The organism is Ideonella alba, from assembly GCF_018069875.1.
Classification (GTDB): domain Bacteria; phylum Pseudomonadota; class Gammaproteobacteria; order Burkholderiales; family Burkholderiaceae_C; genus Ideonella; species Ideonella alba.
In genome coordinates this window covers 430,339-445,115 of sequence record NZ_JAGQDF010000001.1, presented here as the reverse complement: position 1 = coordinate 445,115, position 14,777 = coordinate 430,339, and the positions used below count along the sequence as shown (strand labels likewise).

Sequence of the window (14,777 nt, the reverse complement as noted above, 5' to 3'; positions counted from 1 at the left end):
ATCCCGATGAAGCAACCGAGAAAAGGTTTCCACAGACACGCGCTGGCTGCTGCGGTCGTGCTGGCACTGGCTGGCGCCGCCCAGGCACAGCTGAGCACCTCGACCCTCAAGGGCCAGGTCAATGCTGGCGCGGCCCTTGCGCAGGCGGGCGTCACCGTGGTGGCCGTGAGCAAGGACAACGGCAACACCTACCGCACCACCACCCGCGCCGACGGCAGCTATGTGCTCAGTGGCCTGGCACCAGGTCGCTACGAGATCCAGGTGGGTGGCCAGGGCGGCAACGAGGTCACGCTGCAGGTCGGCGAGACCGCCTCGCTGGACCTGAGCGCACCCGGAGCGGGCCAGCAGGTCACCATCATCGGCAGCGCCAACCGCCAGGCGGTGAAGGACTCGCAGGTCGGCACGCTGGTGTCACGCCGCATGATCGAGGCGATGCCGCAGACCAGCCGCAACTTCCTCAGCTCGGCCGACCTGGCCCCGGGCGTGGCCTTCAACGCGGACGGCAACGGCAACTCCAGCATCCAGGCGGGTTCGCAGAACTTCGACCACGTCAACGTCTTCATTGATGGCGTGGGCATGAAGAACAACATCCTGCGCGGCGGCCTGACCGGCCAGGACAGCTCGCGCGGCAACCCCTTCCCGCAGTCGGCGATCGCCGAATACAAGGTGCTGACGCAGAACTACAAGGCCGAGTTCGACCAGGTCAGCAGCGCGGCAGTCACGGCCATCACCAAGTCCGGCACGAACGACTTGCACGGCGAGGTCTACATCGACCGCACCGGCACCTCGATGCGGGCGATGACCCCGTTCGAAAAGGCCAACGAGGCCGCCGGCGTGCCCCTGCCCAGTTCCTCCAAGTCCGAGTATGGCTTCAGCCTGGGCGGACCGATCAAGCGCGACCAGGTGCACTTCTTCGTGGCCTACGACGGCAAGACGATCGATGACTCGCGCCAGTTCGTGCCGCAGAACCTGGACAAATACGACCCGACCAAGGGCGTGATCGCGCAGCTCAAGGCCGCCGAAGGCAACCAGGTCAACCGCTTCCGCGAACACCTGCTGTTCGGAAAGATCGACGCCCAGCTCGATGACGAGAACAAGCTCACCTTCAGCGCCAAGCTGCGCCGCGAATCCGACCTGCTGGCCGAGGACAAGCGCCTGAGCGCGCCCGACAACGTCAAGAACCGCAGCAACGACTCCAGCACGGTCGACCTCAAGCACGAGTGGGCCCGCGGTGACTGGCTGAGCGAGGCGCGGGTCGGCTACGAGGACTACAACTGGAACCCGCATTCCAACGCCACGGCGCCCTTCGTCAAGTACAAGTACTCGCCGACCAACCTGATTAACAACACCAGCGACATCGCCTTCGTCGGCGGCTCACCGGATGCGCAGGACCGGGGCCAGAAGGGCATGTTCGTCAGCGAGGACCTCACCTGGACAGGTCTCACCGGCCATGTCATCAAGGGCGGTGTCAAGCTCAAGAACATGAAGTACGACCTGGCGGGCACCGCCTTCAGTGTCGACACGGTCGAGACGGTGGTCGACACGACCACCGGCCTGCCCTTCTACAGCGGCGGCCTGTGCACCGGCACCAACATCACCAACGGCGGCCTCGACAGCGACCAGTGCCACATCCGCGCCGCCATCCCTGGTGCCGATGTGTCCTTCAGCAACCGCCAGCTGGGCCTGTACCTGCAGGACGACATCACGGTCACCCGGCAGCTTGAGCTGAACCTGGGCGTGCGCTGGGACTACGAGAGCAACATGCTCAACAACAGCTACGTGACGCCGGCTGACCGCGTGACCGCGCTGTACGCGCTGGATGGCCGCACCATCGGCGGCATCACCGCGCCGCCGGGCCAGACCTATGCGCAATCCCTGGCCAAGGGCGGCATCAACATCGCCGACTACATCTCCACCGGCAGCTCGCGCCAGGCCTTCAAGGGCGCGATCGCGCCGCGCCTGGGTGCCTCCTACGATGTCTTCGGTGACAAGGCCACGGTGGTCTTCGGCGGCTGGGGTCGCAGCTATGACCGCACGATGGCCAACCACGCGCTGGACGAGCTGCAGAAGAACAAGCAGCCCGGCGGCGAGATCTGGCTGATCAAGAACGACTTCAAGATGCCCTATGCCGACCAGTTCAGCCTGGGCCTGCGTCAGGCCGTGGCCGACTGGAACACCGAGGTGGCGCTGAGCCGCATCGACGCCAAGAACCAGTTCATCTGGTTCGGTGGCAACCGCGACCCCAACGGCGGCTACGGCACGCAAAGCCCGATCGACCCGCTGTGGGGCGGCCCGAACGGCTTTGGCACGCTGATCCTGGGCGACTTTGTCGGCGAGACCCGCACCACCGCGCTGCTGGTCAAGGCCGAGAAGCCCTACACCCGCAGCTCCGGCTGGGCGGTCAACGTGGCCTACACCTACAGCGATGCCCAGACCACCAGCCGCGAGTGGAACAACGACATCTTCGACTGGACCTATGGCCGCACCGGCGCGCGCGGCTGGAACCCGTCCACGCTGGTCGACAAACACCGTGTGGTCGTGGCCGGCCTGACCGACACGCTGCTGCCCTGGGGCATCACCCTGTCAGGCAAGATGACCTGGGGCAGCGGCAAGCCTCGGCGCATCACCAGTTGCGCCAATGGCTGGAACAACTGCGTCTCGGTCGAGGGCGAATCGCCCAGCTTCCGCCAGATCGACGTGGGACTGGCCAAGGACTTCTCGCTGGGCATGGGCCAGGCCACGCTGCGGCTGGATGTGCTGAACCTGTTCAACGTCGTCAACTACGGCGGCTTCGACGACTGGGGCGGTGGCCCCGTGGCGCCGGGGGGTCAGAAGAACGCGGTGGGCGGCGACAACCTGAACCTGGGCAAGCCGAACTCGGTGCGTGGCGATCCGCGCACCGTGCGACTGGCGATCGGCTACAAGTTCTGAGCGATCGCGGGGCCGGCGCCGTGCCGGCCCCCTGTCCATGCGAGACACTGCGGCGGTCGGACCGAGCACCGCAGTGGTCCCGCTCATCCTGACGACCGCCCCGTTGACGATGCCCCCCGTCCTCCCGCTCTCCCGCCGGCACTGGCTGGCCTGGGCCCTGTCCGGCCTGCTGCCGCTGCCGGCCCTGGCCAAGGCGCCCGCCGCTGAACCGGGCCTGCCGACCAGTGACGAGGCCCTGGTCGATGACCTGCTGGCCCGCACCATCGACTACTTCTGGGACACCACCCACCCGGTCAGCGGCCTGGCGCCCGACCGCTCCCCCCGTCGTCCGCGCATGGCCAGCACCGCGGCCACGGGCTTCGCGCTGGCCGCCTTCGTGGCCGCGGTGCAGTCAGGGCTGCGCAGCCGCGAGGCCGCCCGGGCCCGCTGCCTGGCGGCCGCGCGCTTCCTGGACCAGGCGCCGCAGGGCCCGCAGGCCAGCGGCATGGCCGGCCACCGCGGCTTCTTCTACCACTTCATCGACATCGAGCGCGGCACCCGCTTCGCACCCGGTGTCGAGCTCTCCAGCATCGACACGGCGTGGCTGCTGTCGGGCCTGCTGACGGCGCAGGCCTTCTTTGACGGCGACCACCCCGACGAGCGCGAACTGCGACAGCGCGTGCAGGCCATCCATGAGCGCATCGACTGGCCCTGGATGCAGCAGCGCGGCGGGCTGATCTGCATGGGCTGGAACCCCGAGCGCGGCTTCGCCGACTTCATCGATTACCTCGGCTACGACGAGTCCACGATGATGTATCTGCTGGCCCTGGGCTCGCCCACCCACCCGGCCGCGGCCTCGTCCTGGGACGACTACACCCGCACCTACAGCCGCGGCTGGGGCACCTTCATGGGCCAGACCCACCTGGGCGGCGCGCCCCTGTTCTGGCACCAGTTCAGCCACTGCTTCATCGACTTCCGTGGCATCCAGGATGCCTTCATGCGCGACAAGGGCCTGGACTACTTCGAGAACAGCCGCCGCGCCACGCTGGCGCAGCGGGCCTACGCCATCGCCAACCCGCAGGACTGGAGCGACTACGGCGCCGATATCTGGGGCCTGACCGCCTGCGACGGCCCCGGCATGATCCAGGGCCACGACCACCGCGGCCGCCGGCGGCAGTTCCACGACTACCGCGCCCGCGGCGCGGCCCTGGTGGGCACCTTCGATGACGGCACGCTGGCGCCCGCGGCCGGCCTGTCCAGCCTGCCCTTCGCCCCCGAGGTGGTGCTGCCGCTGCTGCGCGCGCTGCGCCAGCGCTTCGGCCACGTGATCTACAACCGCCACGGCTTCGTCGACAGCTTCAACACCAGCTTCCGCGTCGAGGGCGCCACGCTGTCCGACGGCCGCACCGTGCCCGGCTTCGGCTGGACCGGGACCGACCACATCGGCATCGACCAGGGCTCGATTGCGCTGGCCGCCGCCAACCACCGTCACGGCGGTCTGTGGCGCGTGATGCGCGGCGAGCCCACGCTGCGCCGCGGCCTGCTGCGCGCCGGCTTCACCGGCGGCTGGCTGGGATGAGCCTGCGGCGGCGTCACCTGCTGCTGGCGGCTGCACCGCTGGCCGGCTGCAGCCGGCCGGGCGCAGGCGAGCTGCGCTTCTGGGCCATGGGCCGCGAGGGCGAGGTGGTGGCCGAACTGCTGCAGGACTTCCGCGCCGAGCACCCCGGGATCCGCCTGCGCATCGAGCAGTTGCCCTGGAGCGCCGCCCACGAGAAGCTGCTGACCGCCTTCGCCGGCGACGCCACGCCCGACCTGGCCCAGCTGGGCAACACCTGGCTGCCCGAGTTCGCCGCGCTGGGCGCGCTGGAGCCGCTGGCGCCGTGGCTGGCGAAGGCCCCCGAGATCGACCCGGCGGACCATTTCGAAGGCATCTGGCGCACCAACCTGATCGACGGCACGCTGGTCGGTCTGCCCTGGTACGTCGACACCCGGCTGCTGTTCTACCGCCGCGACCTGCTGGCCCAGGCCGGCTTTGATCACCCCCCTGCCGACTGGGCCGAATGGCAGCGCATGCTGCGCGCCATCCGCCGGCGCGTCGGCCCGGCGAACTACGCGGTACTGCTGCCGCTGAACGAATACGACCCGATCGTCGCCCTGGGCCTGCAGCAGGACGAGCCGCTGCTGCGCGACAACGCCACCCGCGGCCACTTCCGCAGCCTGGGCTTTCGCCGCGCCTGGGACTACTTCCTGTCGCTGTACCGCGAGCAGCTGGCGCCGCCGGCCAGCAACCAGGAGATCGCCAACGTCTGGAACGAGTTCGGCCGCGGCTACTTCAGCTTCTACATCAGCGGGCCCTGGCAGATCGGTGAGTTCCGCCGCCGCCTGCCGCCCGCGCTGCAGGCCAGCTGGGCCACGGCGCCGCTGCCCGGCCCCGAGGGCACGCGCGGCCCCGGTGCGTCGATCGCCGGCGGCGCCAGCCTGGCGATGTTCCGCCGCTCGACCCACAAGCCCGAGGCCTTCGCGGTGATGCGCTACCTGGCGCGGCCCGAGGTGCAGCAGCGCTTCCACGCGATGACCGGCAACCTGCCGCCCCGGCGCAGCGCCTGGACCGGCGGCACCTTGGCCAGCGACGAGCCCACGCAGGCCTTCCGCACCCAGCTGGAGCACGTGCGCCCGGTGCCGCAGGTGCCCGAATGGGAGCGCATCGCGACCGAGCTGAAGCTGGTGCTGGAGCAGGTGGTGCGCGGCACGATGGCCCCCGAGACCGCACTGGCGGTGCTGGATGAGCGCACCGACCGCCTGCTGGAGAAGCGCCGCTGGATGCTGGCGCGCCACGGAGGCGCCGCATGAGGTTCAAGCCGCTCGACTGGGCCGGCTGGCTGTTCGTGGCCCCGGCGGTGATGGCCATCGCGGTGTTCTTCGCGCTGCCGGTGCTGGCGGCGCTGGCCCTGAGCTTCACCGATTTCGACATCTACGCGCTGGCCTCGCTGGACAACCTGCGCTTCGCCGGCTTGCGCAACTACACCCAACTGCTGGCCACGCCGCTGTTCTGGCAGGCGTTGGGCAACACCGCCTTCTTCGTGGCGGTGGGGGTGCCGCTGTCGATCGGCGCCTCATTGGGCGCGGCGCTGCTGCTGAACTCGCCGCTGGTGCGTGCGCGGGCCTTCTTCCGCACCGCACTGTTCGCCCCGGTGGTGACCACGCTGGTGGCGGTGGCGGTGGTCTGGAAGTACCTGCTGCACACGCGCTACGGCCTGCTCAACCACGGCCTGGCGTGGCTGGGCATTGACGCGATCGACTGGCTGGGCCAGCCCGCCACCGCCATGCCGGCCATCGTGCTGATGTCGGTGTGGAAGAACTACGGCTACAACATGGTGATCCTGCTGGCCGGGCTGCAGGCCATCCCGAAGGAGCTGTACGAGGCCGCGCAGCTTGAAGGCGCCACCCGCTGGCAGCAGCTGCGCCACATCACGCTGCCGCAGCTGGCACCGATGCTGCTGATGGTCAGCATCCTCACGATGGCCGGCCACTTCCAGCTCTTTGCCGAGCCCTATGTGATGACGCAGGGCGGGCCGGCGCAGCGCACCGTCACCGTCCTCTACTTCATGTACGAGGAAGGCTTCAAGTGGTGGAGCCTGGGCGCGGCCTCGGCCGTGGCATTCGTGCTGTTCCTGGTGATGTTCGCGCTGACGCGCCTGCAACTGTGGGCGGCGCGGCGCCAGGAAGGTGCGGCATGAACCGTCGCACCGTGTCCATCCTGCTGCATGCCGCCTTGCTGCTGATCGCCGCGCTGACGCTGGCGCCGCTGGCCTGGATGGTGGCCGCCTCGCTGATGGCGCCCGGCGAGGCCAGCACCTTCCCGCCGCCGCTGTGGCCCGCGCAGCCCACGCTGCAACACTACCGCGCGCTGTTCAGTGGCGACGGCATGGGCCAACCGTTCCTCAACAGCCTGGGGCTGGCGCTGGGCGCCACCGCGCTGTCGCTGCTGTTCAACCTGAGCGCCGGCTACGCCTTTGCCAAACTGCGCTTCAAGGGCCGCGACACGCTGTTTCGCGCGCTGCTGGGCGCGCTGGTGATTCCCGCGCAGGTGGCCATGCTGCCGCTCTTTCTGATGCTCAAGAACCTGGGCCTGGTCAACACCTTCGCCGGTGCACTGGTGCCCTGGCTGGCCAGCGTGTTCGGCATCTTCCTGGTGCGCCAGTACGCGCTGGGCATCCCGGACGAGCTGATCGAGGCGGCGCGCCTGGACGGCGCCAGCGAGTGGCGCATCTTCCGCTCGGTGGTGCTGCCGCTGCTGGCGCCGGTGGTGGTGACGCTGGCGCTGCTGAGCTTTCTGGGCGCCTGGAACGACTTCATGTGGCCGCTGATCGTGCTGACCGACCGCGAGTTGCAGACGCTGCCGGTGGCCCTGGCCGGCCTGTCGCGCGAGCATGTGCAGGACACCGAGCTGATGATGGCCGGCGCGGTGCTCACCGTGCTGCCGGTGCTGGGCCTGTTCCTGGCGCTGCAGCGTTTCTACATGCAGGGGCTGCTGATGGGCAGCGTCAAGCAATGAAGCGGGCCGCCCTGATCCTGCTGCTGGCCGGCAGCGCCGTGCAGGCCGCCAGCACCCGCGTGCTGGACGATTTCCGCCACCCCGGCGCCTGGCGCGCCGAGGCCTCGGACCAGGTACGCGCCACGCTGCGTCATGACGCCCGCGGCGGCCTGTGCCTGGCCTACGACTTCAACGGCGTCTCCGGCTATGCGGTGGCGCGGCGCGCGCTGGCGATCGACTGGCCCGCCCATCCGGCGCTGGCGCTGCGCCTGCACGGCACGGGCGGCGCCAACGACATCCAGCTGAAGTTCGTCGATGCCAGCGGCGAGAACGTCTGGTGGCACCGTCGCGCCAACACGCCGCCGCCGGCGCAGCCCAGCGAGTGGCGCATCCCCGGCCGTGCGTTGACATTCGCCTGGGGCCCCACGGCCGACAAGACGCTGCGCCGCACCGCCGGGCTGGAGCTGGCCGTGGCCGCCGGCCGGGACGGTGGCCGCGGTGAGGTCTGCCTGCAGCAGCTCTCGCTGACCGCGCAGGACCCGCCGCCCGCCACCTGGCCCGTCCCCACGGCGCGGGCCGACCGTGACGCCGCCGAGGCCGCGGCGACCCTGGATGGCGATGCCGGCACCGCCTGGTCCCCCGGCCCCGGCCGCGCCACGCTGCAGATCGACCACGGCACCGTGCGCGAACTGGACGGCGTGGCCCTGCACTGGTGGAAGGGCGGCACGCAAGCCAGAACGCTGCGCCTGGAGGCGTCCGATGACGGTCGCCACTGGCGACTGCTGCGCCGGGTCGACGGCGCGCAGGGCCCGATCGACACCCTGCACCTGCCCGACGAGCGCGCGCGCCACCTGCGCCTGGTGCAGCTGAAGGGCGGTGACGCGCTGGCCGAGCTGCAGCGCATCGAGCCCGGCGCCTGGCCCGACACCAACGCCATGCTCAAGACCCGCGCGCTGGCGCTGCCGCGCGGCACGCTGCCCCGCGCCTTCCTGAACGAGCAGAGCTACTGGACCGTGGTGGGCGTGGACGGCGGCGGCGCCCGCTCGGGCCTGCTGGACGAGGACGGCGCCGCCGAGGCCGGCGTGTCCGGATTCAGCCTGGTGCCCGCGCTGCGCCTGGCCGACGGCACGCGCATCGACTGGGCCGCAGTGCAGGCCTCGCACCAGCTGCGGGACGGCTTCCTGCCGATGCCCTCGGTGCATTGGCAGCATCCCCAGGCGCAGCTGTCGATCGCTGCCGCCGCCGACGGCCCTGCCCCCTCCCCGGTGATGTGGCTGCGCTACCGCATGCAGGCCCCGCCGGGTGCGCCGCTCAAGGGGGCGCTGGTGCTCGGTCTTCGCCCCTGGCAAGTCAACCCGCCGCAGCAGTTCCTCAACACGCCCGGCGGTGCGGTGCCCCTGCGCCGGCTGGCCTGGCGCGACCAGCAATGGTGGGTCGATGGCCAGCCCCGCATGCGCGCACTGCAGGCGCCGGACGCGGTGGAACTGCGCGCCTTCGACGCTGGCCTGGCCGAGGGCGATGCACCCGGTGTCGCGCGCGAGATCACCGATCCCCAGACACTGGCCTCCGGCGCGCTGGCCTGGTCGCTCGACCTGGCGCCGGGCGAGGCCCGCACGATCGCGGTGGCCGTGCCGCTGGGCCAGGCCGCGGTGCCGCCCGAGACCGTGGCCGGTCTGGACGCCCGCTTCGAGCGCATCGCCACCGCCTGGCGCCAACGCCTGGGCGCCGTCACGCTGCAGCTGCCCGCCGCCGCGCAGCGGGTGGCCGACAGCCTGCGCAGCGCAATGGCGCAGATCCTGATCAGCCGCGATGGCCCGGCGCTGCAGCCGGGCACCCGCAGCTACGCGCGCAGCTGGATCCGCGACGGCGCGATGATGGTGGAGGGTCTGCTGCGCGCGGGCGAAGCGGAGGCCTCGCGCGACTTCGTCGACTGGTTCGGCGAGCGCCTGTTCGCCAACGGCAAGGTGCCCTGCTGCATCGACCGCCGCGGCGCCGACCCGGTGCCCGAGAACGACAGCCACGGCCAGTATCTGCATGCGGTGATGCTGGTGTGGCAGCACACCGGCGACCGCGCCTTCCTGCAGCGCCACTGGCCACGCGTGCAGCGCGTGGTGGCCTACATGGAATCGCTGCGCCAGAGCGAGCGCACCGATGCCAACCGCGCCCCCGGCCGTGACGCCTTCTTCGGCCTGATGCCCGCCTCGATCAGTCACGAGGGCTACTCCGAGAAACCCATGCACTCGTACTGGGACAACTTCTGGGCGCTGCGCGGCTACCGCGACGCACCGGCGCTGGCCCGGGCGATGGGCGACCCTGCCAGCGCCACCCGCTGGGCCGGCTGGCGCGACGAGTTCGCCACCGAACTGCGCACCTCCATCGCCCGCGCGATGCAGGCCAAGGGCATCACCTTCATTCCCGGCGCCGCCGAACTGGGCGACTTCGATGCCACCTCCACCACCGTGGCCCTCAGCCCCGCGCAGGCCGATGACCTGCTGCCCGCCGAATGGCTGCAGGCCACCTTCGAGCGCTACTGGCAGGAGGCCGAGGCGCGCCGCCTGGGTCAGCGCGACTGGGCCGACTACACGCCCTACGAGTTGCGCAGCGTCGGCGCGCTGCTGCGCCTGGGCCAGGGCGAGCGCGCCTGGCAGATGCTGGACTTCTTCTTCGCCGACCAGCGCCCCGCCGGCTGGAACCAGTGGGCCGAGGTGGTGATGCGCCGCCCGCGCCAGGTGCACTTCCTGGGCGACATGCCGCACGCCTGGGTCAGCTCCGACTACCTGCGCAGCGCACTGGATGCACTGGCCTACGAGCGCGAGCACGACCGCAGCCTGGTGATCGGTGCGGGCCTGCGCGCCGCCTGGCTGGGTGAACCCTGGGCAGTGCGCGGCCTGCGCACCTCGCACGGTCCGCTGGGCTGGTCGCTGACACCCATGACCGGTGGCTGGACGCTGGCCGTGCAGGCGCTGGATTCCCCCCCTGCCGGCGGCCTGCGCCTGCGCTGGCCCGAGGGCGCGCCGCTGCCCACCGCCCGCGATGCCCAGGGCCAGACGCTGCCCTGGCAGGGCCGCGAACTGGCGCTGCCCGCGCCGCCGCTGACGATCACGCTGGAGTCCACGCGATGACGCTCCCCCGCCGACACGTGCTTCAACTGGGCCTGGCCGGCCTCACCCTGCCGCCGCTGGCGGCCTGCACCACCATGACCCCCCCCACCCCGGGCCTGCACGCGCAGGCCGCCGACGTCCAGGTGCTGGTGCGCGCGCGCCTGCGCTACTGGCTGTACCTGCCGCGCGCCGTGACCACCGAGCCCACGCGCCGCTGGCCGCTGATGTTCTTCCTGCACGGCTCCGGCGAGCGCGGCAAGGACCTGCAGGCGGTGCGCGTGCACGGGCCGCTGAAGACGCTGGACCGTCAGGACGACTTCCCCTTCATCGTCGTCGGGCCGCAGCTGGAACCCGGCACCGCCTGGGACGCCCACCTGCTGCACGCGCTGCTGCAGCACCTGCTGCCCACGCTGCCCGCCGACCCGGACCGCGTGGTCTGCACCGGCCTGTCGATGGGCGGCTTCGGCACCTGGGCCTGGGCGGCCGAGTACCCACGCGACCTGGCCGCGATCGCCCCGATCTGCGGCTACGGCGACGAGGACCGCGTGGAGGCGCTGAAGGACATGCCGGTCTGGGCTTTCCACGGCGACGCCGACGACGCGGTGCCGATCGGCCCGCACCGCGCGCTGATCGCCGCGCTGCGCGCCGCCGGCGGGCAGCCGCGCTTCACCGAATACCCCGGCGTGGGCCACGACAGCTGGACCCGCGCCTACGACACCCCCGAACTGCTGCGCTGGCTGCTGGCCCAGCGCCGCCGCTGATTCCTGCATGAGCGCTCCCATCTGCACCGACCTGCGCGTCACCAGCCCCGCCGGGCTGGATGGCCTGTTCACCGCCCATGGCAGCTTGCGGCGGCTGCAGGCGCGGGGCCTGAGCATCAACCAGCACGCGGCCAGCGCGCACGAGGCCGGTCCGCACGGGCTGTGGCTGCGTCGCCTGAGCAGCACCGGGCCGCAGGCGGTGCCGCTGCTGGGTCCGCGCAGCCCGTCCACCGTGCACGCCGACGCGCTGGGGCTGCATGCCCAGGGCCGCTGGGAGGCCCTGGCCTGGCGCGTGCACCTGGTGCCCTCGGCCACCGACACCGCGTGGTTCTGGCATGTGGAGCTGCACAACGAGGGCCCCGACACACTGCAGCTGGATGCGCTGCACGCGCTGGACCCCGGCCTGGCGCCCTGGGGCGCGGTGCGCACCAACGAGTACTACGTCAGCCACTACCTGGACCACCAGCCGCTGACGCACCCGCGCCACGGCACGGTGCTGGCCACCCGGCAGAACCTGGCCGTCGAGGGCCGCCACCCCTGGCTGCTGCTGGGCTCGCTGCGGCGCTGCGTGGCCTGGGCCACCGACGGCCTGCAGTGGTGGGGCCGCGGCGCAGACGACAACGCAGACGGCGACGCAGCGGCGCTGCGGCAGGGCCTGCCGGCGCAGCGCCTGCAGCACGAACACGCGCTGCTGGCGCTGCAGGACGAGGCGCTGACCCTGCCGCCAGGTGCGCGGGCGCAACTGGGATTCTTCGCCCTGCTGCTGGCCGATCACCCGGCGGCCAGCGGCCCGGCCGACCTGGCCTGGGTGGACACGGTGACGGCGATGGCCGAGGCCCACTGCCCGCCGGCGCCACCGGCCTGGCCGGCGACCGCCGCCGCGCCGCGCAGCCTCTTCTGCAGCGCCCCCGCACTGGCCTGCCACGCGCCCGACGATGCCACGCTGCAGGCCTGGGTGCCCGGCGAGCGCCGGCATGAGGAGCGCAACGCCGAGGGCCGGTTGCTGTCCGCCTTCGTCGGGGCGCAGCACCTGGTGACCCCCGCCAAGGCGCGCCAGGTGCTGCGCCCGCACGGCCACCTGCTGCGCAGTGGCGACGCGCTCGAACCCGACGAGTCCGCACTCACCAGCACCTGCTGGATGGGCGGCGTGTTCCACTCGATGGTCACCCAGGGCCATGTGGGCATCAACCGCTGGCTGGGCACGGTGCGCGGCTACCTGGGTCAGTTCCGCAGCCAGGGCCTGCGCCTGTTCGTCGAGACCGCTGGCGGCTGGCGCCTGCTGGACCAGCCCAGCGCCTTCGCGATGACGCCCGACAGCGCGCGATGGTGGTACCGGCATGACGGCGGACTGATCGAGGTGCGCGCCGGCCTGCAGCACCGCCCGCATGCGCTGACGCTGGACTGGCGCGTGGCCGAGGGCGCGCCGCTGCGCGTGCTGCTGGCGCTGCAGGTGGCGATCGACGGCGACGACGGGGTCGACGCCACCACACCGCGCTGGGCCCGCGACGGCCACGCCCTGCACGTGTTCACCCGCCCGGGCACACCCTTGGGCGAGCGCTTCCCGCTGGGCCGCTTCACGCTGCGCGCCACCCCCGGCACGGTGCTCGAAGCAATCGATGACGACCGCCTGCTGTTCGACAGCGGCCGCCCGCAGGGCACGCCCTGGCTGGCGCTGCGCTGCGCGCCCGCCAGGGCCGGCGGCTGCACGCTGCACGGGGGACTGGTCGAGGCAGCGCCCCCCGCTGCCGCCGCATTGCCCCCCAGCCCGCTGGCCGAGGTGACCGCGCCGCCCGGCCAGGACCTGCCGCAGCGGCTGGCCACCATCCTGCCCTGGTTCCAGCACAACGCGCTGGTGCACTTCCTGGCGCCGCGCGGGCTGGAGCAGTTCAGCGGCGGCGGCTGGGGCACGCGCGATGTCTGCCAGGGGCCGGTCGAATTGCTGCTGGCGCTGCAGCACACCGGCCCCGTGCGCACCCTGCTGCGTCAGGTCTTCAGCGCCCAGGACCGCAGCGGCGACTGGCCGCAATGGTTCATGTTCTTCGAGCGCGAACGGGAGATCCGCGCCGGCGACTCGCACGGCGACATCGTCTACTGGCCGCTGCTGGCGCTGGGCCAGTACCTGATTGCCAGCGGCGACTTCGCGCTGCTGGACGAGCCGCTGCCCTACCACCAGGACGGCCCGCCCGAGACGCTGTGGCAGCACGCCCAGCGCGCGCTGGCCATCACCGAGGCCCGCGTGCTGCCCGGCACGCTGCTGGCGGCCTACGGCCATGGTGACTGGAACGACGCGCTGCAGCCCGCCGATCCCGCGCTGCGCGAGCACCTGTGCAGCAGTTGGACCGTCACGCTGCACCACCAGGTGCTGAGCACGCTGTCATGCGCGCTGCAGCAGGCCGGTCGCCCCGAGGCCGCGGCGCTGGCCGAGCGCGCCCAGGCGGTGCGCGAAGCGTTCCGCCAGCACCTGATCGCCGACGGCCAGATCGCCGGCTACCTGCTGCGCCCGCCCGGTCAGCCGCCCGAGTGGCTGCTGCACCCGCGCGACACGCGCACCGGCGTGCGCCACAGCCTGCTGCCGATGATGCACGCCATCCTCAACGACCTGCTGACGCCCGAGGAGGCGCGCCACCATGTCGCGCTGATCCGGCAGCACCTGATGGGCCCCGACGGCGCCCGCCTGTTCGACGCTCCGCTGCCCTACCGCGGCGGCCCGCAGACGCTGTTCCAGCGCGCCGAGAGCAGCAGCTATTTCGGCCGCGAGATCGGCCTGATGTACACCCACGCCCACCTGCGCTGGGCCGAGGCGCTGGCCCACCTGGGGGATGCCGACGGCTTCGCCGAGGCGCTGGGTCTGGCCACCCCGGTGGACCTGCACCGGCGCCTGCCCCAAGGGGCCCCGCGCCAGGCCAACTGCTACTACAGCAGCAGCGATGCGCTGTTCAGCGACAGGTATGAGGCCCAAGACCACTACGAGCGCATCGCCCGTGGCGAGGTGCCGCTGGAGGGCGGCTGGCGCGTCTACTCCAGCGGTGCGGGCATCGCGCTGTCACTGGTGATCCGCCAGTTCCTGGGCATCCGCCTGGAGCACGACGCAGTGGTGATCGACCCGGTGATGCCGGCGGCGATGGATGCGCTGGAGGTGACGCTCACCCTGAACGGCCAGCGGTGGTCCGTGCGCTACCGGGTGGGCGCTCAGGGTTGCGGCGTGCGGGGCGTGACCGTTGAAGGGCACGCCCTGGCATTCCGGCGCCGCCCCCATGGCTACCGGGCCGGGGCCGTGTCCATCGACCGGGCAGTCTGGTCCGAGGCCGCGCCGGCAGGAACACCCGTGGCGGTCGAGATCGTGATCGGGTGAGCGGGATGACCGCGCCTGGGCGGCCCACGCCAGGGCCTTGCGCCGCCGTGGCCATCATCACAACGCCCGATGGTTCCAACACCCACCTGGGCCTAGGCTCGGGCCGGTGTCCATTCCCT

8 protein-coding genes are annotated in these 14,777 nt (G+C 71.8%); all 8 read left to right on the top strand.

Translation table 11 applies throughout. From position 1 onward, the window contains the following. The first annotated feature begins 6 nt into the window (after positions 1-6). The 8 genes from KAK07_RS02085 to KAK07_RS02050 all read left to right on the top strand — a co-directional run bounded on the left by KAK07_RS02085 (position 7) and on the right by KAK07_RS02050 (position 14,658). Positions 7-2,931 carry a TonB-dependent receptor gene (locus KAK07_RS02085; protein WP_210852126.1) on the top strand — a complete coding sequence of 975 codons (2,925 nt, stop codon included), beginning with the start codon at positions 7-9 and terminating at the stop codon, positions 2,929-2,931. Between the two features lie 109 nt (positions 2,932-3,040). Further along, positions 3,041-4,489, top strand: coding sequence for a glucoamylase family protein (locus KAK07_RS02080; RefSeq protein WP_210858746.1), 1,449 nt, complete (start codon positions 3,041-3,043; stop codon positions 4,487-4,489). Further along, complete coding sequence (locus tag KAK07_RS02075; RefSeq protein ID WP_210858744.1) at positions 4,486-5,760, top strand: sugar ABC transporter substrate-binding protein; 1,275 nt, start codon at positions 4,486-4,488, stop codon at positions 5,758-5,760. The genes KAK07_RS02080 and KAK07_RS02075 overlap by 4 nt, the downstream gene beginning before the upstream one ends. After that, positions 5,757-6,647: a carbohydrate ABC transporter permease gene (locus KAK07_RS02070; protein WP_210852123.1), complete on the top strand. Its 891-nt coding sequence runs from the start codon at positions 5,757-5,759 to the stop codon at positions 6,645-6,647. Before KAK07_RS02075 ends, KAK07_RS02070 begins: the two co-directional genes overlap by 4 nt. Further along, entirely contained in the window at positions 6,644-7,465 is an 822-nt protein-coding gene (locus tag KAK07_RS02065) for a carbohydrate ABC transporter permease (protein WP_210858743.1), read from the top strand. The genes KAK07_RS02070 and KAK07_RS02065 overlap by 4 nt, the downstream gene beginning before the upstream one ends. After that, entirely contained in the window at positions 7,462-10,566 is a 3,105-nt protein-coding gene (locus KAK07_RS02060) for a discoidin domain-containing protein (RefSeq protein WP_210858741.1), read from the top strand. The genes KAK07_RS02065 and KAK07_RS02060 overlap by 4 nt, the downstream gene beginning before the upstream one ends. Then, complete coding sequence (locus KAK07_RS02055; RefSeq protein ID WP_210858739.1) at positions 10,563-11,306, top strand: carboxylesterase family protein; 744 nt, start codon at positions 10,563-10,565, stop codon at positions 11,304-11,306. The genes KAK07_RS02060 and KAK07_RS02055 overlap by 4 nt, the downstream gene beginning before the upstream one ends. A 7-nt stretch (positions 11,307-11,313) precedes the next feature. After that, positions 11,314-14,658, top strand: a complete 3,345-nt coding sequence (locus KAK07_RS02050) for a GH36-type glycosyl hydrolase domain-containing protein (protein ID WP_210858737.1) — start codon at positions 11,314-11,316, stop codon at positions 14,656-14,658. Positions 14,659-14,777: the final 119 nt, after the last annotated feature.